This window comes from Bradyrhizobium sp. SZCCHNRI1029 (assembly GCF_032487555.1).
GTDB lineage: Bacteria > Pseudomonadota > Alphaproteobacteria > Rhizobiales > Xanthobacteraceae > Bradyrhizobium.
Genome location: NZ_JAUEUK010000007.1, coordinates 352,443 through 372,667, shown reverse-complemented (window position 1 = coordinate 372,667; position 20,225 = coordinate 352,443). Strand labels below are relative to the sequence as shown.

Annotated in this window: 15 protein-coding genes; 9 read left to right on the top strand and 6 right to left on the bottom strand. The window is 66.3% G+C overall.

The genetic code is table 11. The features are described 5' to 3' along the window. Nucleotides 1-100: 100 nt before the first annotated feature. Nucleotides 101-874: a helix-turn-helix transcriptional regulator gene (locus QW861_RS21790; protein ID WP_316193475.1), complete on the top strand. Its 774-nt coding sequence runs from the start codon at nt 101-103 to the stop codon at nt 872-874. Nucleotides 875-2,149: 1,275 nt separating this feature from the next. Here the strand turns inward: QW861_RS21790 and QW861_RS21785 are convergent. After that, on the bottom strand, nt 2,150-3,382 hold the full coding sequence (locus QW861_RS21785; protein WP_316193474.1) for an ABC transporter substrate-binding protein: 1,233 nt from the start codon (nt 3,380-3,382) through the stop codon (nt 2,150-2,152). 269 nt (nt 3,383-3,651) lie between these two features. Here QW861_RS21785 and QW861_RS21780 point away from each other — a divergent pair, with 269 nt between their 5' ends. From QW861_RS21780 to QW861_RS21765, 4 genes are all read left to right on the top strand, one after another. Continuing rightward, nucleotides 3,652-4,791, top strand: coding sequence for an acyl-CoA dehydrogenase family protein (locus QW861_RS21780; RefSeq protein WP_315717057.1), 1,140 nt, complete (start codon nt 3,652-3,654; stop codon nt 4,789-4,791). 214 nt (nt 4,792-5,005) lie between these two features. Beyond that, the gene (locus tag QW861_RS21775) at nt 5,006-6,175 is read left to right on the top strand and encodes an acyl-CoA dehydrogenase family protein (RefSeq protein WP_315717058.1); all 1,170 of its coding nucleotides are present in this window, start codon (nt 5,006-5,008) and stop codon (nt 6,173-6,175) included. After that, nucleotides 6,175-6,831, top strand: coding sequence for a glutathione S-transferase family protein (locus QW861_RS21770; protein ID WP_316193473.1), 657 nt, complete (start codon nt 6,175-6,177; stop codon nt 6,829-6,831). The genes QW861_RS21775 and QW861_RS21770 overlap by 1 nt, the downstream gene beginning before the upstream one ends. Before the next feature lie 177 nt (nt 6,832-7,008). Continuing rightward, nucleotides 7,009-7,800 carry a helix-turn-helix domain-containing protein gene (locus QW861_RS21765; protein WP_315827916.1) on the top strand — a complete coding sequence of 264 codons (792 nt, stop codon included), beginning with the start codon at nt 7,009-7,011 and terminating at the stop codon, nt 7,798-7,800. Here QW861_RS21765 and QW861_RS21760 read toward each other — a convergent pair. Beyond that, a complete protein-coding gene (locus QW861_RS21760) occupies nt 7,770-10,352 on the bottom strand; it encodes a cation-translocating P-type ATPase (protein WP_316193472.1) in 2,583 nt (860 codons plus the stop codon). The genes QW861_RS21765 and QW861_RS21760 overlap by 31 nt on opposite strands. A gap of 186 nt (nt 10,353-10,538) precedes the next feature. On the opposite strand from QW861_RS21760, the gene QW861_RS21755 reads away from it, so the two are divergent. The 4 genes from QW861_RS21755 to QW861_RS21740 all read left to right on the top strand — a co-directional run bounded on the left by QW861_RS21755 (nt 10,539) and on the right by QW861_RS21740 (nt 16,850). Continuing rightward, nucleotides 10,539-11,405, top strand: coding sequence for a 3-keto-5-aminohexanoate cleavage protein (locus QW861_RS21755; protein WP_316193471.1), 867 nt, complete (start codon nt 10,539-10,541; stop codon nt 11,403-11,405). 119 nt (nt 11,406-11,524) lie between these two features. Beyond that, on the top strand, nt 11,525-13,120 hold the full coding sequence (locus QW861_RS21750; RefSeq protein WP_316193470.1) for an AMP-binding protein: 1,596 nt from the start codon (nt 11,525-11,527) through the stop codon (nt 13,118-13,120). Nucleotides 13,121-13,260: 140 nt separating this feature from the next. Further along, the gene (locus QW861_RS21745; protein ID WP_315767750.1) at nt 13,261-14,877 is read left to right on the top strand and encodes an acyl-CoA carboxylase subunit beta; all 1,617 of its coding nucleotides are present in this window, start codon (nt 13,261-13,263) and stop codon (nt 14,875-14,877) included. A 17-nt stretch (nt 14,878-14,894) separates the two neighbouring features. Beyond that, entirely contained in the window at nt 14,895-16,850 is a 1,956-nt protein-coding gene (locus QW861_RS21740; protein WP_316193488.1) for an acetyl-CoA carboxylase biotin carboxylase subunit, read from the top strand. Between the two features lie 227 nt (nt 16,851-17,077). On the opposite strand, the gene QW861_RS21735 is transcribed toward QW861_RS21740, so the two are convergent. From QW861_RS21735 to QW861_RS21720, 4 genes are all read right to left on the bottom strand, one after another. Then, complete coding sequence (locus QW861_RS21735; RefSeq protein ID WP_315717065.1) at nt 17,078-17,440, bottom strand: response regulator; 363 nt, start codon at nt 17,438-17,440, stop codon at nt 17,078-17,080. Further along, complete coding sequence (locus QW861_RS21730; protein WP_316171979.1) at nt 17,427-18,809, bottom strand: PAS domain S-box protein; 1,383 nt, start codon at nt 18,807-18,809, stop codon at nt 17,427-17,429. The genes QW861_RS21735 and QW861_RS21730 overlap by 14 nt, the downstream gene beginning before the upstream one ends. A gap of 331 nt (nt 18,810-19,140) precedes the next feature. Then, nucleotides 19,141-19,446, bottom strand: a complete 306-nt coding sequence (locus QW861_RS21725; protein ID WP_315717067.1) for a cytochrome c — start codon at nt 19,444-19,446, stop codon at nt 19,141-19,143. Between the two features lie 12 nt (nt 19,447-19,458). Next, entirely contained in the window at nt 19,459-20,208 is a 750-nt protein-coding gene (locus tag QW861_RS21720; RefSeq protein WP_316193487.1) for a CBS domain-containing protein, read from the bottom strand. Nucleotides 20,209-20,225 lie beyond the last annotated feature (17 nt).

Genomic DNA, 20,225 nt, shown 5'->3' with positions numbered 1-20,225 from the left:
CGCATGTCCGGTGGTGGTCGAGAGCGCGGCTGATCTGTCCGGGTTTGTGCTGATTTGTCCGTCTGCTAGAAGAGGTGCGCACCACGCGGCAGGGGACAGGATGTCGATACCGGACAACAGCGAGCTTTCCGACGAACAGAGCCGGCAGGTCGCGGAGACCATCCGCGAGGAGATTGCGCGGCGCCGGATGTCGCGGCAGGCGCTGGCGGAGCAGGCCAAGCTGAGCCTCTCGACCCTGGAGAAGGCCCTCGGCGGCCGCCGCCCGTTCACGCTCGCTACCATCGTCCGGCTCGAGCAGGCGCTCGGCATGTCCCTGCGCAAGCCGCCGAGTGCACCTCTCGCCGCACCTGCCGCAAGCGGCGGCATTGCGCCCGACAGCCTCGGCTCCTATTCGCGGCGGGCTGTGGAGTGGATCGAGGGCACCTACGTCACCTTGCGGCCGTCATTCGGCGACAAGGACGCCGTCTATGCGTACCGCACCGACATCGTCTGGGACGATGCGGCGTCGTCACTGGTGTTTCGCGAGGGCGCGCGGCTCGATGCGGCGTTCACGCAGTTCGGCGAGGTCGCCGTGCCCAACCAGTCCGGCTTCGTCTACCTCGTCACCAACCGCCACGGCCAGCACCGGCTGATCACGGTGTCGCGTCCCACCATTACCGGCGAGATGTACGGCATCATCACGACTTTGCTCGCCGGCCGCGGCTCGCTGCTGACACCGATCGCCGCGCCGATCGCGCTGCTACCGCTGCGCAATGTCGATGAGCCGAGCTTCGGCCGGCTCGGCGCGGATGACCGGCACTACCAGCTGTATCGCGAGCACCTGCGCAAGACGGTCGAGGAGCCGTTCGCGCTGTTCGTGCAGGGCGTGCCGTGAGATTTGGGCACACGACTAACCGCCGTCATTGCGAGGAGCGAAGCGACGAAGCAATCCAGAGTCGCGAAATCGGCCCTGGATTGCTTCCTTCGCTCGCAATGACGGAGCCAATGGTGGACGGCATCGCCTCAACGACCACCGCTGTCATCCCGGCGAACGCCGGGATCCATAACCACAGAGAGCAGTTCGGGGCACGCTGGTCATGACGATCGCGCATCTCACACCGGCTGCGGCGTATCGATACCGGATCCGCGCCGCGCCGTGCTGGCGCTCGTCACGGCTTGTCCGGGACGACAGCGGTGGGTGGTGCGGGGGCGCTGTTCACTAGACTGCGGCGGTTGGGCAAGGCTCCGTAGTCCGCACACACTGGCGCCGATGGTGGGCACGCGAACGCCTGATGGCGTTCGCTTTGCCCACCCTACGAAGAGATGATTAGCAATGAATCGTCGAACACGATTGGCCGACGACGCGGAGGAAAGATCAGATTCACATCTCAAACAGCATGGACACGTGGCCGCATCCTCGCGGCGACACTCGCCCGAGGCCTGTCGTGATCATGTCCCTCGCAAACAGTGCAGAGGGCGCAGGGAATGCCGGGTGAAGGCCTCACCCATGGCCCGCCTGCGAAAAGAATGCAGGCGGCAGGTACCACAGGCAAAGCCGAGCACGCCGGCATTCCCTGCGCGATGGGTTGAACGCTTATACGCAGTCTCCCTGGTGCGCCGGCTTGTTGGCCACCATGGCGACAATGCGCTTGCGCGCATTGCGCTGGACACCAGCTTCGGGGTGTCAGGACGCTGCGACTTCACGTCCGCGAGCGATCGTTCGTCCGCGCCCTCGTGAGAAGACGCTGCGATCTCTCGCGGCCACCGCATCCCCGCCTCGCGTGTCGTGACGATCGCGCGCAACGCCCCTCTGCGGTGAGGCGGGATGTCGAGAGATGATCATGGATTCGGAAAAATAGCAATAAGTTTTTGGATGGCAGAATGTTGCGTCACGGGCAGTCTGCTCCCCTCCCCCTTGCGGGGAGGGGTCGGGGGTGGGGGTCCACGAAGACCGCTCGAAGTATTGGGGTGATGAGAAGGAATTGTTCTGGGGGGTGGTTGCGGCGCCGAAATGCGCTGTGCCCTTCACGGCCTTTGGAGTGCGGAGACCCCCACCCCCAACCCCTCCCCGCAAGGGGGAGGGGAGCCGATCGTCGGCGTAGAGAGAGGGGGGCTCAAGCGATGCGGCGCGCCGTTGGACGATTCCGAGTGAGGCGCCGCAGCGACGCTGCTATCCCCCGACGTCCGCGCTGATGATGTCGCCGAACAGGTCCCATTTGCCGCCCTTGAACTGCATCATCTTGAGCTGCTCGATCGGGGCGAAGTCGTTGGGGCCGGTGTTGACCTTGATGCCCGGGATCAGGGTATCCGGCGCGAAGTCCTTGAGGCTGGCGGCCTGCTTCATGACGTTGTCGCGGGTGAGAGTGTCGCCGCACTGTTTCAGGGTCTGCACCATGGTCTGGGCCGCGGCATAGCCATAGGCGAGGTTGGCGTCGGAGATGTTGGCGCCCGGCATGTACTTGTCGATGAAGGCCATGAACTTCTTCATGCCCTCGTCGTCCTTCCACTGGGGGTCCGACGGATCCTTGAGATAGCCGGCGGACAGCACGCCCTCGGACGCCTCGATGCCGGCCGGCTTCATCACCGCGCCGATCGAGATCGAGACGTCGGTCATCAGATGCATCGGCTTCCATTCCAATTCGGCGATCTTCTTGATCGCCTGCGCCGCGAATTTCGGCGTCGAGATGTTGACGAACACGTCGGCGCCGGTGCCCTTGAGCTTGACGATGTGGGAGTCGATCGACGGCTCGGTGGTCTCGTAGCTCTCCTCGGCGACGATCATGGTCTTGGCCTTGTCGCCGAGCACCTCCTTGATGCCGAGGACGTAGTCCTTGCCGAAATCGTCATTGGCATAGAAGATCGCGATCTTCGCGTTCGGCTTCTCCTTGAGGATGTACTTGGCGAAGATCCGCGCCTCGACGCGGTAGCTCGGCTGGAAGCCCATGGTCCAGGGGAATTCCTTCGGGTCGTTCCATTTGCTGGCGCCGGTGGCGAGGAACAGCTGCGGCACCTTCTTGGCGTTGTGATATTTCTGCACGGCGGTCTGGGTCGGCGTGCCCAGCGCGTTGAACACCAGGAACACCTCGTCGCTCTCGATCAGCTTGCGCACCTGCTCGACCGTCTTCGGCGGGCTGTAGCCGTCGTCATAGGAAATGAAGTTGATCCGGCGGCCGTTGATGCCGCCCTGATCGTTGATCATCTTGAAATAGGCCTCCTCGGTCTTGCCGATGATGCCGTAGGCCGAGGCCGGGCCGCTATAGGCCTCGACGTTGCCGATCCTGATCTCGGTGTCGGTGGCGCCGGTGTCGTATTTCTTTTGCGCAAGCGCGCTCTGGCTCGCCAGTACGGAAAAGGCGGCCGCGGCCGCGAATGAGAGCAGTGTCCTGGTCGTCATCGGCAACATTCCCTGGGCTTCCTCTGGTTGAATTTTCGTGATTGTCGTTCTTGTTCTTGGCTTGCGGCGATGGCGACCATGGAAGGCCGCTCACGGCAACGAGTGGGCAGATGTGTGCAATGCACTGTCTTGCGTCCAGGCGCTGGCCCCGGGAGGCCGGCCGGGCCGACCGGGCGCGCCGCAGGTGATTTTGCCGGTCAGCCACTCCACGCAAGTTGATGCGGGCGTTTCCGGCGCATCTTCGGAAGCGCACGAAGCAGGATGCTCCCGGCACCGCCATGACGAAAAGCCCGTTCTACACGGCCGAGCACGAGGCCTTCCGCGACGTCATCAAGCGCTTCGTCGACAAGGAGATCGCGCCGTTCGCGAGCGCGTGGGACGAGGCCGGAGAATTTCCGCGCGCGCTATATCTGAAGGCGGCGGAGATCGGCCTGCTTGGGCTCGGCTTCCCGGAGGAATTCGGCGGCGTGCCGGCCGACCAGTTCATGAAGATCGTGTCGTCGCAGGAACTGGCGCGTGCGGGTGCCGGAGGCATCAGCGCCAGCCTGATGAGCCATACGATCGGCGCGCCGCCGATCGCGCGCGCCGCGCAGCCGCAGGTGAGGGCGCGCGTGCTGCCGGAGATTCTGGCTGGGCGCAAGATCTCGGCGCTGGCGATCACCGAGCCGAGCGGTGGCTCAGACGTTGCCAATCTCAGGACCCGGGCCGTCCGCGACGGCGATCACTATGTCGTCAGCGGCGAGAAGACATTCATCACCTCCGGGATGCGGGCCGACTACATCACGGTCGCGGTGCGCACCGGCGGACCGGGGCCGGCGGGCGTCAGTCTGCTGCTCGTGCCGGGCGACACGCCGGGGCTGACGCGCACCAAGCTCGACAAGATGGGCTGGTGGGCGTCGGACACCGCGACCCTGCATTTCGACGGCTGCCGCGTGCCCGTCGAGAACCTGATCGGAGAGGAGGGGCAGGGCTTCAAGCTGATCATGCACAATTTCAACAGCGAGCGGATGGGCATGGCGGCGAGCTGCACGGCCTACGCCCGTGTCTGCCTCGACGATGCGATTGCCTACGCCAAGGAGCGCCAAACCTTCGGCAAGCCGCTCGCGCAGCACCAGGTCATCCGCCACAAGCTGGTCGACATGGCGCAGCGCGTGGCGGCATCGCAGGCGATGCTGGAAATGCTGGCGTGGCGGCTCGAACAGGGTGACAATCCGGTCGCCGAGATCTGCATGATGAAGAACCAGGCGACGCAGACGATGGCCTACTGCGCCTCCGAAGCCGTGCAGATCTTCGGCGGCGCCGGTTTCATGCGGGGTGTCCGCGTGGAACGGATCTATCGCGAGGTCAAGGTCAACGCCATCGGCGGCGGCACCGAGGAGATCATGAAGGACCTGGCGAGCCGGCAGATGGGATTGTGACGCGTGCCTCCCGCGCGCGTCATTCCGGGGCAGCCCGCAGGGCTGAACCCGGAATCTCGAGGTTGTTGCAACGAACGCAAAGCAATCTCTGGATTCCGGGTTCAAGGCCTGCGGCCTTGCCCCGGAACGACGAGCGTGACTCAGTCAAATGAGACCATATCGAGATTCCCGGTTCGGTCGCTCGCGATCGCTCCGGAATGACAGGGAATGAAACATGCTCTTCTCCGCCGACCACGACGAACCGCGCCGCATCCTGCAGAAGTTCATCGCCGCCGAGATCAATCCTCACGTCGACGAATGGGAGGAAGCCGGCATCTTCCCTGCGCATGAGCTGTTCAAGAAGCTCGGTGACCTCGGCTTTCTCGGCCTCAACAAGCCGGTCGAGTTCGGCGGCCAGGGGCTGGACTATTCCTACGCGCTGATGATGGCGGAAGAGCTCGGCGCCATCAATTGCGGCGCGATCCCGATGGCGATCGGCGTGCAGACCGACATGGCGACGCCGGCGCTGGCGCGGTTCGGCTCCGACGAGGTGCGCAAGGAGTTCCTGGCGCCCGCGATCTCAGGCGACTACGTCGCCTGCATCGGCGTCTCCGAGCCCGGCGCGGGCTCCGATGTCGCCTCGATCAAGACCCAGGCGCGCGGCGATGGCGACGACTACGTCATCAATGGCGGCAAGATGTGGATCACCAACGGCACCCAGGCCGATTTCATCTGCCTGCTCGCCAACACCAGCGACGGACCTGTCCATCGCAACAAGTCGCTGATCTGCGTGCCGATGAAGAGCAAGGGTGTGCAGGTCGCGCGCAAGCTCGACAAGATGGGCATGCGCTCGTCGGATACCGCGCAGATCTTCTTCGACAATGTCCGGGTGCCCAAGCGCAACCGCATCGGCGAGGAGGGGCAGGGTTTTACTTATCAGATGATGCAGTTCCAGGAGGAGCGACTGTGGGCGGGCGCCGCCTGCCTGAAGGCGCATGAGTCCATCATCAACGCGACCATCGAGTACACGCGCAACCGCAAGGCCTTCGGTCGCTCGATCCTCGACAACCAGGTCGTCCATTTCAAGCTCGCGGAAATGCAGACCGAGGTCGAGCTGCTGCGCGCGCTGACCTACCAGGCCGCGGAGGCGCTGATCGCCGGCGAGGACGTGACGCGGCTCGCGACCATGGTGAAGCTCAAGACCGGCCGGCTCGGCCGCGAGCTCACCGACGCCTGCCTGCAATATTGGGGCGGCATGGGCTTCATGAACGAGACCCCGGTCAGCCGCGCCTATCGCGATTCGCGCCTGAGCTCGATCGGCGGCGGCGCCGACGAGGTCATGTTGACCATCCTGTGCAAGATGATGGGGACTTTGCCCGGCACCGGCAAAGCTGGGAGCGCCTGATGATCACGCTGTATCATTGCGACGGCGCCCGCTCGTTTCGCCCGTTGTGGATGCTGGAAGAGCTTCGACTTAACTACGAGTTGAAGATGCTGCCGTTCCCGCCGCGGGTGCTGGCGAAGGAGTATCTGGCGATCAATCCGCTCGGCACGATCCCGTTCATGATCGACGGCGAGACGAAGATGACGGAGTCCTCGGGCATCTGCCATTATCTCGGCATCAAGCACGGCCCGACGCTGCTGATGGCCGGGCCTGAGGAAAAGGACTACGGCGCGTTCCTGAACTGGATGTATTTCTCCGACGCCACGCTGACGTTCCCGCAGACGCTGGTATTGCGATACACTCAGCTCGAGCCGGAGGAGCGTCGCTCGCCGCAGGTCGCCACGGATTATGCCAAGTGGTTCCTGGGACGGCTGCGCGCCGTGGAGGCAGCGACCGCGAATGCCGAGTTCTTGTGCGCGGGTCGTTTCACCGCGGCCGACATCGTGATCGGCTATGCATTGCGTCTCGCAGACACGCTTGGGCTCGCCAAGGATTTTGGGCCGAATGTGGCTGCCTATTGGGTGCGATTACAGCAGCGCGAGGGCTATCAGCGGGCACGCGCCGCCGAGCAGCGTGCGGGCGTGGAGCAGGGCATCGAGCCGCGGGTAAGGCCGTAGCTTTGGGCACGTCATTCCGGGGCGATGCTCACGCGCGCCCCGGAATGACGATCATCTCGGATCGGTGAGTTAACCGCGACAAAAATCGGCAATCGTCGCCGATGACAGGGGCGCGAATTGCGCTATGGTTCTTCTCCAAAGAAGCGGCCGACAGAGCCGCGCCTCAGGAGGAAGACCATGGATGTGACCCGTCGGGACTCTGGCCATCTCATGCTGATCACGCCCGAGCGCGTCTTCTACGCCGGGCTGCTCGGCCGTCCGCGCCAGCGCTGCTCGGGCGCGTGCCATATCTACGTCGCGCTCACCGGCAGCCTGCGGCTGATTCCCGACGGCGGCGAGGAGCGTCGCGGCGAGCTGCTGGTCGTGCCGCCCAACAGGCCGCACACGATCGAGAGTGATTATCGGACCGTCATCGTCGTAACGATCGAGCCGGAGAGCGTGCCGATCGGCACCTTGGATCGCTTCGCGAGCAAGGTCACCCGCGAGGCGGAGGCCTATGCTGGCCGCATCCGCGCCGCCTATGAGGAGCTGGTGCAGCGGCCGCTGAGCGGCGACGTCACCAGCGCCGTGTTCGACCGGCTGTGCTTCGGCGAGGTGCTGCCGCAGCGGACGCTCGATCCCCGCGTGGTCAAGGCGATCGGCCTGATCAGCCGCTTCTCCGGCGAGCCGGCCACGGCCGAGAGCTGCGCCGCCGCCGTCGGGCTCTCGACGTCGCGCTTCCTGCATCTGTTCAAGGAGGAGACCGACATCTCCTTCCGCTCGTTCCGCGCCTGGAAGCGCGCGCGGCATCTGCTCAACTACGCCAACCAGGACCTCAACCTGGCGCATCTCGCGCAGGACATCGGTTATCCGGATTCCACGCATTTCAGCCACTCGATCCGCCGCTTCTACGGGCTGAAGCCGCGCGCGATCTTCTCCGGCTCGCGCGATCTCGCGATCTACCGCGCCGGCGAGGTCGCCTTGACCTGACCTTTCCTGGCTGCGTGCCGCGCGAGCGCGGCGCGCAGTGGGAACTTCGACAGTTCGAGCAGGATCAGCGTGGTCAGCGCGGCTGTCGCGGTCAGGGCGAGATCGTCGGCGTGCAGCGGTCCGAACCGGAACAGCGCCGCGGCGGCGGGCAGCGTCAGGCTGGTCGCGAGCACGGCGACGACGAAGCCGATCACCAGCAGCAGCATGCGGTTCGGCCGCAGCAGCGCCTCGCGCAGCGAGCTCGAGAACGAGCGGTTGACGAAGATCAGGCTGACGATCACCGACACCAGGGTGAAGAACACCAGCGCGCGGAGCTCGTCGTCCGGCATGCCGTTGCGGTGTGCCAGCAGCAGGACGCCGCCCGTGGTGAGCATCGCCAGGATGCCCTGCAGCGCCCCCCACAGCACCAGCGGCCGCGGCAGCAATGGCTCCTGCGGATCGCGCGGCGGCCGCCGCATGATGTCGCTTTCCTCGGTCTCGGCCTCGAACACCAGCGAGCAGACGGGATCGATGATCATTTCGAGAAAGGCGATGTGCACGGGTCCGAGCAGCAGCGGCAGGCCCGTGACGAGCGGCAGCAGCGCCAGCCCGGCGATGGGAAAGTGCACGGCGAGGATGAAGCTCATCGCCTTGCGCAGATTGTCGTAGATGCGCCGGCCGAGCCGGATCGCCTTGACGATCGAGCCGAAATCATCGTCGAGCAGCACGATCGCCGAGGCCTCGCGCGCGACGTCGGTGCCGCGGCCGCCCATCGCGATGCCGATATGCGCGGCCTTGAGCGACGGCGCGTCGTTGACGCCGTCGCCGGTCATCGCGACGATCTCGCCGTCGGCCTTGAGCGCGGTGACGATGCGCAGCTTCTGCTCCGGCATGATGCGCGCGAACGCCGTCGGCGCGCGCGCCGCAAGCGCCAGGGCGTCGTCGTCGAGATCAGCAAGCTCGGGGCCCGCGATGACGCGCTCGGGATCGATCCCGGCCTGCCGCGCAATGGCGGTGGCCGTCGCGGGATAGTCGCCGGTGATCATGATGACGCGGACGCCGGCGGAGCGGCACTCGGCGACGGCATCCTTCACCTCCGGACGCAGCGGGTCGGCGAAGCCGACGAGACCGCGGAACGAGAACGCGAAGTCCTGCTGCGTGTCGGGGAGCGCCTCGCCGCTCCAGCTCGCCTGGGCGACGCCGAGCACGCGCAGGCCCTCGGCGGCGAGCGTCTCGACGCGCGCCTGCAGCGCCGCCAGCTCGCCGCCATCGACGCCGCAGAGCGATGCGATCGCTTCCGGCGCGCCCTTGGCCGCAGCGACGCCGGCGCCGTCGCGCGACCAGACGTTGGTCATCGCCAGCAGGTCGGGGCGCAGACCGTAGCGCCGCTGCAACGTGGCGCCCGCGGTGGTGTCGGCGCCGAGCGCGTGCAGCGCCTGCTCCATCGGATCATGCGACTGCGGGTCGCAGGCGAGCACGGCGGTGGCGACGAGATCGCGGAAGGGCGGTGTGATGGCGTCCGGCGTCGCCGTCGCAGGCTGCAGCGCGCCGCCGTCCGGCAGCACCAGCCGGGCCACCATCATGCGGTTCTGCGTCAGCGTGCCGGTCTTGTCGGTGCACAGCACGGTGGCGGCGCCGAGCGATTCGATCGCCGAAGCGCGCCGCGTCAGCACCCGCGCCTGCGAGATGCGCCAGGCGCCCATCGCCAGAAACACCGTCAGCACCACCGGGAATTCCTCCGGGAGCATCGACATGCCCAGCGCGATGCCGGCGAGGATTCCCTCCAGCCAGCCGCCGCGGTACACCGCATAGAGCACGACCGTGACCGCAACCACGATGGCGCCGGCGATCGCGAACGCCAGCACCAGGCGCCGGGTCTGCTGCCGCAACCGCGGCGTCTCGGTCTCCAAGGCGGTCACCGACTGGCCGATCCTGCCGATCGCCGTGTGCGGCCCGGTCGCCATCACCTCGGCAATGCCGCCGCCGCGCACCACCAGGCTGCCGGAGAACACGAAGGGCTGGTCGTCGCCGCCGGCCACGGTTGCCGCGTCCATCGCTTCGCCGGCGGCCGGCCGCTTGCGCACCGGCACGGATTCGCCTGTCAGCAACGATTCATCTGTCAGCAGATCGTCGCATTGCCGCAGCACCGCATCGGCTGCGACGCGATCACCTTCCGCCAGCACGATGAGATCGCCGCGCACCACCTCGCGGCCGGCGATGCGGATGCGCTCGCCGTCGCGGATCACCAGGGCGCGCGGGCTGGAGAGGTCGCGCAGCGATTCCAGCACGCGCTCGGTCCGCGCCTCCTGCACGATGGTGATGAAGACGGAGGCCGAGGCGAACACGCCGAGCAGCATCGCTTCCGCCGCGTCGCCCAGCGCGAGATAGATGCCGGCGCCGCCCAGCAGCAGGAGAAGCATCGGTTCCTTCAGCACGTCGGCGACGAGGCGCAGGATCGAGCGCGAGCCCGGCTGCGGCAGCTCGTTGAAGCCTTCCGTTCGCAGCCGGCGCGCTGCCTCCGCCGCGCTCAAGCCATTGGGAAACATCGGCGCAGGTTGTGGGTCGATCGACATTGCACGCCCGTGAGGAGAAGCAGGAACCGCTTAGCGCCGTTTCCGGCCGCGGACTTGATGCAAAGCAATATCCGGTTGCGCCGCATGTCACCAGCGAGTCAACGCAAGCAGATCCCGGCGTGCGGCCGTCATATACGGACCCTGTCAGCACAGCGCCGCCTGCGCGCAGCCCATCGAACGAGTGCCATGAGCGACAAAGCCGTCATCACCTGCGCGCTGAACGGCGTGCTCACCGATCCCAGGCAGCACCATGTGCCGGTCACGCCCGAGGAGATGGCACGCGAGGCGCGGCGCGCCTATGACGCGGGTGCTGCGATCATGCACATCCATCTGCGCCAGCAGGCGCCGGGCAAGGGGCATCTGCCGTCCTGGGACGTCGACGTCTCCCGCGAGATCCAGCAGGCGATCCGGGAGGCCTGTCCCGGCGTGATCATCAATCACACCTCAGGCGTGTCGGGACCAAACTATCAAGGCGCGCTCGACTGCATCCGGCAAACCCGGCCGGAGATCGCGGCCTGCAATGCCGGCTCGCTGAACTATCTGAAGGTCAAGGCCGACAACAATTGGGCCTGGCCACCGATGATGTTCGACAACTCGGTCGAGAAGATCCAGGACTATCTCGACGCGATGAAGGACGCGCACACGATCCCGGAATTCGAATGCTTCGATGTCGGCATCGTCCGCTGCGTCGGCATGTATCGCCAGGCCGGCATGTATGACGGCCCGCTCGAATACAACTTCGTGATGGGCGTCGCCTCCGGCATGCCGGCCGATCCCGAGCTGCTGCCGATCCTGCTCAAGCTGAAGCTCGCGGAGGCGCACTGGCAAGTCACGGCAATTGGCCGGGCGGAGATCTGGCCGCTGCACCAGCACTGCGCCGAGCTCGGCGGCCATCTCCGCACCGGGCTGGAGGACACGTTCTATCTCGCCGACGGCACCAAGGTGACCTCGAACGGCCAGCTGATCGAGGCCATCGCGGCGTGCGCGCGGCGCGCCGGCCGCGAGATCGCAAGCCCGGCCGAGGCGCGGCAGATGTTCGGCACGGTGAACTGACGCAGGCAGACGCCGTCATTGCGAGCGCAGCGACGCAATCCAGAGTTCTGCATGACGCCCTGGATTGCTTCGTCGCCTTCTGCTCCTCGCAATGACGTGAATGGGGAGGGAACAGACCAATGACCAATCTCGACGCCACCGGCGGCGTGTCCGGTCCCGGCCGCATCGGCCGGGTTGCGATCGGCGACCTCCTGAAGCGCGCGGCGCGCCGCTTTCCCGAGCGGGTGGCGATCACCGATGGCGCCCGTCAGGTGACGTTCACCGAGCTCGAGCGCGATGCCAACCGGTTTGCGAACCATCTCGTCGCCAAGGGGCTGAAGCCGGGCGAGAAGATCTCGACCGTCTGCAACAACTCGATCGAGTTCGTCAAAGCGCTGTTCGGCATCCATCGCGCCGGTCTCGTCTGGGTGCCGATCAATACGATGCTCGGGCCCGCCGACATGGATTACATCCTCGGCCATGCCGAGGTGCGCTTCGCGCTCGTCGATGACAATCTGTTTGCGCAGCCGGAGCGGCGGGCGGCGCTGGAACAGCGCGGCGTCGAGCTGGTCGCCGTCGATCTCACCGGGACGGCGAGGACCGCGGGGCTTGCCAGCTTCACCGACCTCATCCAGGGGCATTCGGACATCGAGCCCGAGATCGAGATCAACGATCGCGATCTCGCGATGATCATCTACACGTCGGGCACGACGTCGCGGCCGAAGGGCGCGATGCACTGTCACCTCGCCGTGGTGATGGCCGTCATGAGCAACTGCATCGAGATGCAGCTCTCGCGCGACGACGGGATCACCGGGCAGTTCCCGCTGTTCCACTGTGCCGGTCACGTGCTGCTGCTCAGCTATCTCTCAGTCGGCGGCCGCATGGCGCTGATGCGCGGCTTCGACCCGGTCGCCTGCATGGAGGCGATCGTACGCGATCGGCTGACCGTGTTCGTCGGTCTGCCGCTGATGTACCAAGCCATCCTCGATCATCCGCGGCGGAAGGAGTTCGATCTTTCGCATCTGCGCACCTGCCTCTACACCATGGCGCCGATGGGCCGGCCGCTGCTGGAGCGCGCGATCAAGGAGCTGTGTCCGAACTTCGCGCTGACCAGCGGTCAGACCGAGATGTATCCGGCGACGACGATGTCGCGGCCCGAGGTCCAGCTCGACCGCTTCGGCAACTACTGGGGCGAGTCGCTGTTCGTCAACGAGACCGCCATCATGGACGATGCCGGAAATCTGCTGCCGCCCGGCGAGATCGGCGAGCTGGTGCATCGTGGGCCCAACGTGATGTTGGGCTACTACAAGGATCCGAAATCGACCGAGGACGCCCGCAAGTTCGGCTGGCACCACACCGGCGACCTCGCGGTCATCGACAAGGGCGAGGTGCTGTTCCTCGATCGCAAGAAGGACATGATCAAGTCCGGCGGTGAGAACGTCGCCTCGGTCAAGATCGAGGAGACCCTGCTGGCGCATCCGGCGGTGCAGAATGCCGCCGTCGTCGGCCTGCCGCATCCGCAATGGGGCGAGGCCGTCTCGGCCTTCGTCAAGCTCAAGCCTGGCGCGCGGGCCAGCGAGACCGAGCTGCTCGAGCACTGCCGCAAGTCGCTTGGCGGCTTCCAGGTGCCGAAGCTGGTGCGGGTGCTCGAGGAGATGCCGATGACGGCCACCGGCAAGCTGCGCAAGGTCGAGCTGCGCCAGGCCTATGGCGAGCATTTCGCGAAGAGCGCGTGAGCCGTATCAACGACTTCCGCCGTCATTCCGGGATGGCCCGAAGGGCCAGGCCCGGAATCCATAACCACCATCGGGAGTATGGATTCCGGGCTCGCGCTCCGCGCGCCCCGGAATGACGGCCAAAAGAGAGAACCTTGTTCGTGGCAGTGATCGACAACACCATCTCTCCCGCCGGCGCGGCCTTCCAGGCCAACCGTGACGGCATGCTCGACCTGATCGCGCGGATGCGCGATCTCGAGGCGCGCACGCGCAATGCCTCGGCGGCGGCAAAGGAGCGCTTCCATCAGCGCGGCCAGTTGTTGCCGCGCGAGCGTGTCGCCTTGGTGCTCGATCCCGGCGCGCCGTTCCTGGAGCTATCGACGCTTGCCGGCTACATGTTCGACACGCCGGACCCGGCCAAGAGTGTGCCGGGCGGCGGCGTCGTCGCCGGCATCGGCTTCGTGTCCGGCGTGCGCTGCATGGTCTCGGCGAATGACGCCGGCATCGATGCTGGCGCGCTGCAGCCTTACGGCCTCGACAAGACCCTGCGCGTGCAGGAGCTGGCGCTGGAGAACAAGCTGCCCTACGTGCAACTGGTCGAGAGTGCCGGTGCCAACCTGCTGCGCTACCGCGTCGAGGATTTCGTCCGCGGCGGCAACATCTTTCGCAACCTGGCGCGGCTATCGGCGGCGGGCCTTCCGGTCGTCACCGTGACGCATGGTTCGTCGACCGCCGGCGGCGCCTATCAGACCGGATTGTCCGACTACATCGTGATGGTGCGCGGACGCACCCGTGCCTTCCTCGCCGGGCCGCCGCTGTTGAAGGCCGCGACCGGCGAGATCGCCACCGAGGAGGAGCTCGGCGGCGCCGAGATGCACACCTCGATCTCCGGGCTCGGCGACTATCTCGCCGAGGACGATCGCGACGCGCTGCGCATCGCGCGCGAGATCATGGGCAAGCTCAACTGGGACCGGCCATCGCAGGAGTCGTCGCCGGTACAGCCGCCGCGCTACGATCAGGAGGAGCTGCTCGGCATCATGCCGCTCGACCACAAGCGCCCCGTCGACATGCGCCAGGTCATTGCGCGCATCGTCGACGACAGTGACTTCGTCGAGATGGCGCCGAACTACGGGCCTGCGACGGTGTGCGGCCATGCCCGCATCGAGGGCCAGGCGATCGGCATCGTCACCAACAATGGCCCGCTCGATCCGGCGGGCGCCAACAAGGCGACGCACTTCATCCAGGCCTGCTGCCAGACGCGCACACCGATCCTGTATCTCAACAACACCACCGGCTACATGGTCGGCCGCGCCTATGAGGAGGCCGGCATGATCAAACACGGCTCCAAGATGATCCAGGCGGTGACGTCGGCGACCGTGCCGCAGATCACGATCTATTGCGGGGCCTCGTTCGGGGCGGGCAATTACGGCATGTGCGGCCGTGGATTCCACCCGCGCTTCTGCTTCTCCTGGCCCAACGCCAAGACCGCCGTGATGGGTGGTGAGCAGGCGGCGGAGACGATGGCGATCGTGACCGAAGCGGCCGCGGCGCGCCGCGGCAAGCCGGTGGAACGCGAGAAGCTCGACGCCATGAAGGCGCAGATCATCGGCGTGTTCGACAGCCAGATGGACGTGTTTGCGACTTCGGCGCGCGTGCTCGACGACGGCGTGATCGATCCGCGCGACACCCGCGCGGTGCTGTCGGAGGTGCTGGCGATCTGCCGCGAGGCGGAAGCGCGGCAACCGCAGCGCATGCAGTTCTCGGTGTCCAGGCCATGAGCGGAGAGATGACGGGAATGCAACGCAGGCCGTTCCACAAGGTGCTGATCGCCAACCGCGGTGAGATCGGCTTGCGGGTCATGCGCACCGCGCGCCGGCTCGGCTACGGTGTGGTCGCAGTCTATTCCGATGCAGATTTTGAGGCGCCGCATGTCCGGCTCGCCGATCAGGCGGTCCGCATCGGCGCGCCGCCGCCGGCACAGTCCTATCTCAACATCGCAGCGATCATCGCCGCCGCAAAGGCGACGGGCGCGGATGCCGTGCATCCCGGTTATGGCTTCCTCGCCGAGAACGAGGATTTTGCGCAAGCGTGCAAGGAGGCCGGTCTGGTGTTCATCGGGCCATCGCCCGAGGCGATCAAGGCGATGGGCAACAAGGCCGGCGCCAAGGTGATCATGAGTTGCGCCGGTGTGCCCTGCGTACCCGGCTATCAGGGGGAGGACCAGGGCGACGACGCGATGCTGCGCGAGGCGCGCCGCATTGATTTCCCGGTAATGATCAAGGCCGTCGCCGGTGGCGGCGGCCGCGGCATGCGGCTCGTGACAGACGCCGGCGCGTTCCCCGATTTGCTGCGCAGTGCGCGCTCCGAAGCGGCCGCCGCGTTTGGTGACGGCACCGTCATCCTGGAGAAGGCGATCGCCAATCCGCGCCACATCGAGATCCAGGTGTTCGGCGATCGGCACGGCAATGCCATTCATCTCGGCGAGCGCGACTGTTCGGTGCAGCGCCGGCACCAGAAGCTGATCGAGGAGGCGCCGTCGCCCGCGGTCGGGCCGGAGCTGCGCGCGCGCATGGGCGCCGTGGCGGTGCAGGCGGTGAAGGCGCTCGGCTATGAGGGCGCGGGCACCCTGGAATTCCTGCTCGACGGCGACGGCGAATTCTACTTCATGGAGATGAACACGCGGCTGCAGGTCGAGCATCCCGTGACAGAGGCACTGACGGGACTCGATCTCGTCGAATGGCAATTGCGCATCGCCGCCGGCGAGCCCCTGCCGTTGCGCCAGGAGCAGGTCAGCTTCTCGGGGCACGCGATCGAGGTGCGACTGTGCTCCGAGGATGCGGCGCACGACTTCATGCCGCAGTCCGGGCGGATGACGCTGTGGCAGATGCCCGGGACGATCCGGGTCGAGCATGCGCTGGAGTCCGGCGCCGACATCCCGCCCCATTACGATTCGATGATCGCCAAGCTGATCAGCCATGCTGCGACTCGTGAGGAGGCGCGCGCAAGACTGATCGCCGGATTGGAGCAGGCCGTTGCCTTGGGCGTCCCGACCAACCGGGCCTTCCTCATGTCCTGCCTGCGGCATCCGGCCTTCTCCGCGGGCAAGGCGACCACCGCATTCATCGCGGCGCATCGTGACGAGCTGCGTGCGCCGGCGGTCGAAGCGGCAGACCTCGCGCTGGGTGCGTTGCTGCTCTCCGTCAGCCATCCGCTCGCGCATCCCGTCCGCCGCGGCCGCTCGCTCGCGGCAGCCTTCGCGACGCCGCTCCGGTTCGAGATCGCCGGTGAGGTGGCCGAGTGCGAGCTGCTGCGCGAGCGTGACGGAATCTATCGCGTGACGCGTGGCGATGCAGAGCATCGCTTCGAGATCGTGTCGCTCACGGATGATGCGATCCGCGTTCGTCACGCCGAGATCGTCGAGAGCGCGCGCTTCGTCCGCGACAACGATCGGCTGTTCGTCCAGCATCGCGACCAGACGCTGGCGCTGCGCGACGTGACGTTGGCGAGGCCGCAATCCTCAGCCGCTGGCGGCGGTGATGGCAGGGTTCGCGCGGCGTTGAATGGTCGTGTGGTCGCGGTGCTGGTGAAGCCGGGCGACAGCGTGGCTGTGGGACAGCCGGTGGTGACGCTCGAGGCGATGAAGATGGAGCACGTCCACACCGCCGGCATCGCCGGAACGGTGACCGCGATCGAGGTCGCCGAGGGCGACCAGGTGACGACGGGGCGGATCGTGGCGGAGATTGCGGCCTGACCGTCGGGCAGGTGGGCGTGAGTTGCCTGCGTGCGTCCTTTCAGGGCGCGACGTCGATGTGGATGGCCGGGACAAGCCCGGCCATGACGACGTGGAAACAGACGGTCGAAAGACGGAGACCGCCATAAGCGATTGCGCTGGCAGTTGCGGGGAGAGGTCGGCTTGTCTCGAAGATGCAACCGCTGCAGCCACGTCACGCGGAAGCTCGTCTCCCGCTGCAACAGACTTCACTGATGCAATTGCCGCTTCAGTGCGGCTACCAGCCGCGACGTCTGGAACGGCTTCGACAGCAGCGGTGCCGTGGCGAATTCTTCCGGGCATTGATCGACGGAATAGCCGGTGACGGCGACGAAGGGCACGCCGGCCGCGACCAAAGCGCGCGCGATCGGCGCCGATGTTTCCTGCCCGAGATTGACGTCGAGCACGGCGAGATCGCAGTGATTCCGCTCCAGCAGATGGAGGGCTTTGTGCACGGTCGCCGCCACGCCGACGACCGTGAATCCGGCGGCTTCGAGCTCGACCGCGAGGTCGAAGCCGATCATGGGATCGTCCTCGACGATCAGGAGATGAGTCTTCTCACTGTCGCGCATGATGACGGTCGCGGCAGAGGCGTTGCAGGGGGCACCTCAGGTGCCAGCGTAGTCCGGTCGGCAGGAACTCGACCTCGACCGTTCCATCCAGGCCGGCGCGTACCAGATCGGAAATCACCCGGCTTCCGAAGCCGGTGTGCTCCGGCGGCGCGACCTCAGGTCCGCCGCTTTCGACCCACGTCATGTCGAAGCTGTCGTCGATGCGCGTCCAGCGGACCGCGATCCGTCCCTCGTCGTTCGACAGTGCACCATATTTGGCGGCGTTGGTGGCGAGCTCGTGGACTGCCATGCCGATCGACTGCGCGGCCTCCGGCGTCAGCTCGATCGGCGGCCCGTCGATCGCGATGCGGTCGCCGATCAAGTCGCTGAACGCCCCGAGCTGCGAGCGGACCAAGCCGCCGAGTGGAATGAAACGCCAATCGTTCTGGATCAGGAGATCCTGATTGCTCGCGATCGCCTGCAGGCGCTCCAGAAAGCGGTTGAGGTCGAGCTGGCGGCCGTGACGGGTCATCTGCCGGGCGATCGCCTGCACCAGCGACAGCAGGTTCTTGCTGCGGTGGTTCACCTCGGCCAGCAAGGTGCGCAACTGCTCCCTTGTCTGGCGCTTGTCGGTGATGTCGCGCACGATCTTGGAGGCGCCGATGATGCGGCCGCTGGAATCCCTGACCGGCGAGACCGTGACCGACACGTCGATGAGCGCCCCATCCTTGCGCAGGCGGATGGTCTCGAAATTGTCGATGATCGCGCCGGATAGGACGGTGGCGAGGATCCGGTCCTCCTCGGCCTGGCGCTCCTGCGGGATGATCGTGCGGATCGAGCGGTTGATCATCTCGCCTTCCGAGAAGCCGAAGATGCGTTCGGCGCTCTTGTTCCAGCTGGTGATCGTGCCGTCCAGCGTCTTGCTGACGACGCCGTCCGAGGACGAGGCGACGATGGCCGCGAGCATCGCCGCCGCACGCTCGGTCTTCTTCGACAGCGTGACATCGCGGATGACTTTGGAGATGCCGAAAATCACGCCGGTGCTGCTGCGGATCGGCGAAAACGTGATGGAGACCTCGATCGGGCGTCCCTGCTTGGTCAGCCGGACGGTCTCGAAGCTCTCGATCGCTTCGCCCGCGTTGACCCTGGCGCGCAAGGCGCTCGCTTCTTCCGCCAGCTCGGGGGGGATGATCTCGGAGACGGATCTGCCGATCATTTCAGCCGCGGTGAACCCCAGCATCCGTTCGCTGGCCGCGTTCCAACTGCGGATGACGCCGTCGGCGGTGGTGCCGACAATGGCGTCGGCCGAGGACTCCACGATCGCCGCCAGATAGGCCGTATCGTCGTCGGTTACGCGTGGGGCGGGGGAGGCGCCGGGCATTCCGTGCACGTCGCAGGCTCCTTGCTAACAGGTCGGCAGAGAAGACGCCGTGCACCGGATTACCAACTTGTTTGTGTACAAATGCAAGGGCTATCTCGATCGCTGCTTGTTGTTGGTTTTTCCGGCAACGAGGACAGGACGATTTGCCGTCAGCAGACCCCCTTGGGGCCGTGCGACGTGCTCCAGCTCACGACGGCGAACACGGAGAACGCAGGCATGGGCGTTTTGTTCCAGGAGATCCTGCTAAATTGCCGCCGAACGTTCGGCGCCAGGGGTCCGCTTGCATCCGGACGCCGCCGACCGGGGGGGCGGCTCAACCCATTGGCGAATGTCGCATCAACTACTTCCTCAGGCTGAGGATGTAGCCTGCCAGGTCGGCCGCATCATTCGCACTGAGCGGATTGTTGGCCATCGTCGCGTGGGGAAGCAGGAGGAACTTGGCCAGCATCTCCTTCGTCACGTCATCCCTGGCCGCGATGGCGACGAACGGCCGGGCGCGCCGGAACTTGGTCGGCTCTGTGGCCACGGCGTGGCAGGCGGCGCACCAGCGCTCGGCGAGCTGGCGGCCGTGATCGAGATCCTCGGCGGCCGCCGGGGCGGACAACAGGACCAGCAGCAGCAGCGATGGTACGGAGGCACGTCGCACGCCCGGCTCTCCTCACAGCGGCTGGTCGTCGTCGGTCGACGGCTGGTCCTGCAGCGAGACGATGTCACCGCCGCCGAACTCGTCCTCTGGCGGCGGATAGACCCACATGTGGTCGCGCACGTTCCTGACGCCCTGGACGCTCTTGGCCGCCACGATCGCCGTGGCCCGCTCCTTCTCGTTGCGCACCGCGCCCGTGAGATGCGCGATGCCGTTGCGGACGACGACGTTGAAGCGGCAATGCTTGCAGGCGGCCTGGTCGAGTGAATCGAGGATGGCGTTGCGGATCCCGTCATCGTCAGGGGTGGGGCCTGGAACGGCAGTGGCGAGGTCGGCCACGGTTTGCAGGAAATCCGTATGGGTCACCACGCCGGCCAGCCGGTCGCCACTCATCACAGGGAGACGCTTGATGTTACGCTTCTCCATGATCTCGGCGATCTCCGCCAGGCTGGCATCGACGCTGACCGTGACCGGAGGCTGGCTCATGATGTCGCCAACCGTACGACCGTGGGAATGGACGAAGTCGGCGCCGATGCGGCCGCGGCCGACCAGGAGGTCGAGCCAGCGGCCTTGCCTGCGTTCGGTGCCGAGCTCGGCGCGGCGCAGGAAATCACCGTCCGTGACCATGCCGACGAGCGTGCCGGACGCGTCGACCACAGGCAGCCCGCCGATGTGGTTGCGCCGCATGATCCGCGCTGCCTCGGCCACCGGGGTTCCGGGCGTCACCGCGATCACGGATCTGGTCATGATTTGATGAGCGCGCATGTCGTCGTCTCGTGCTG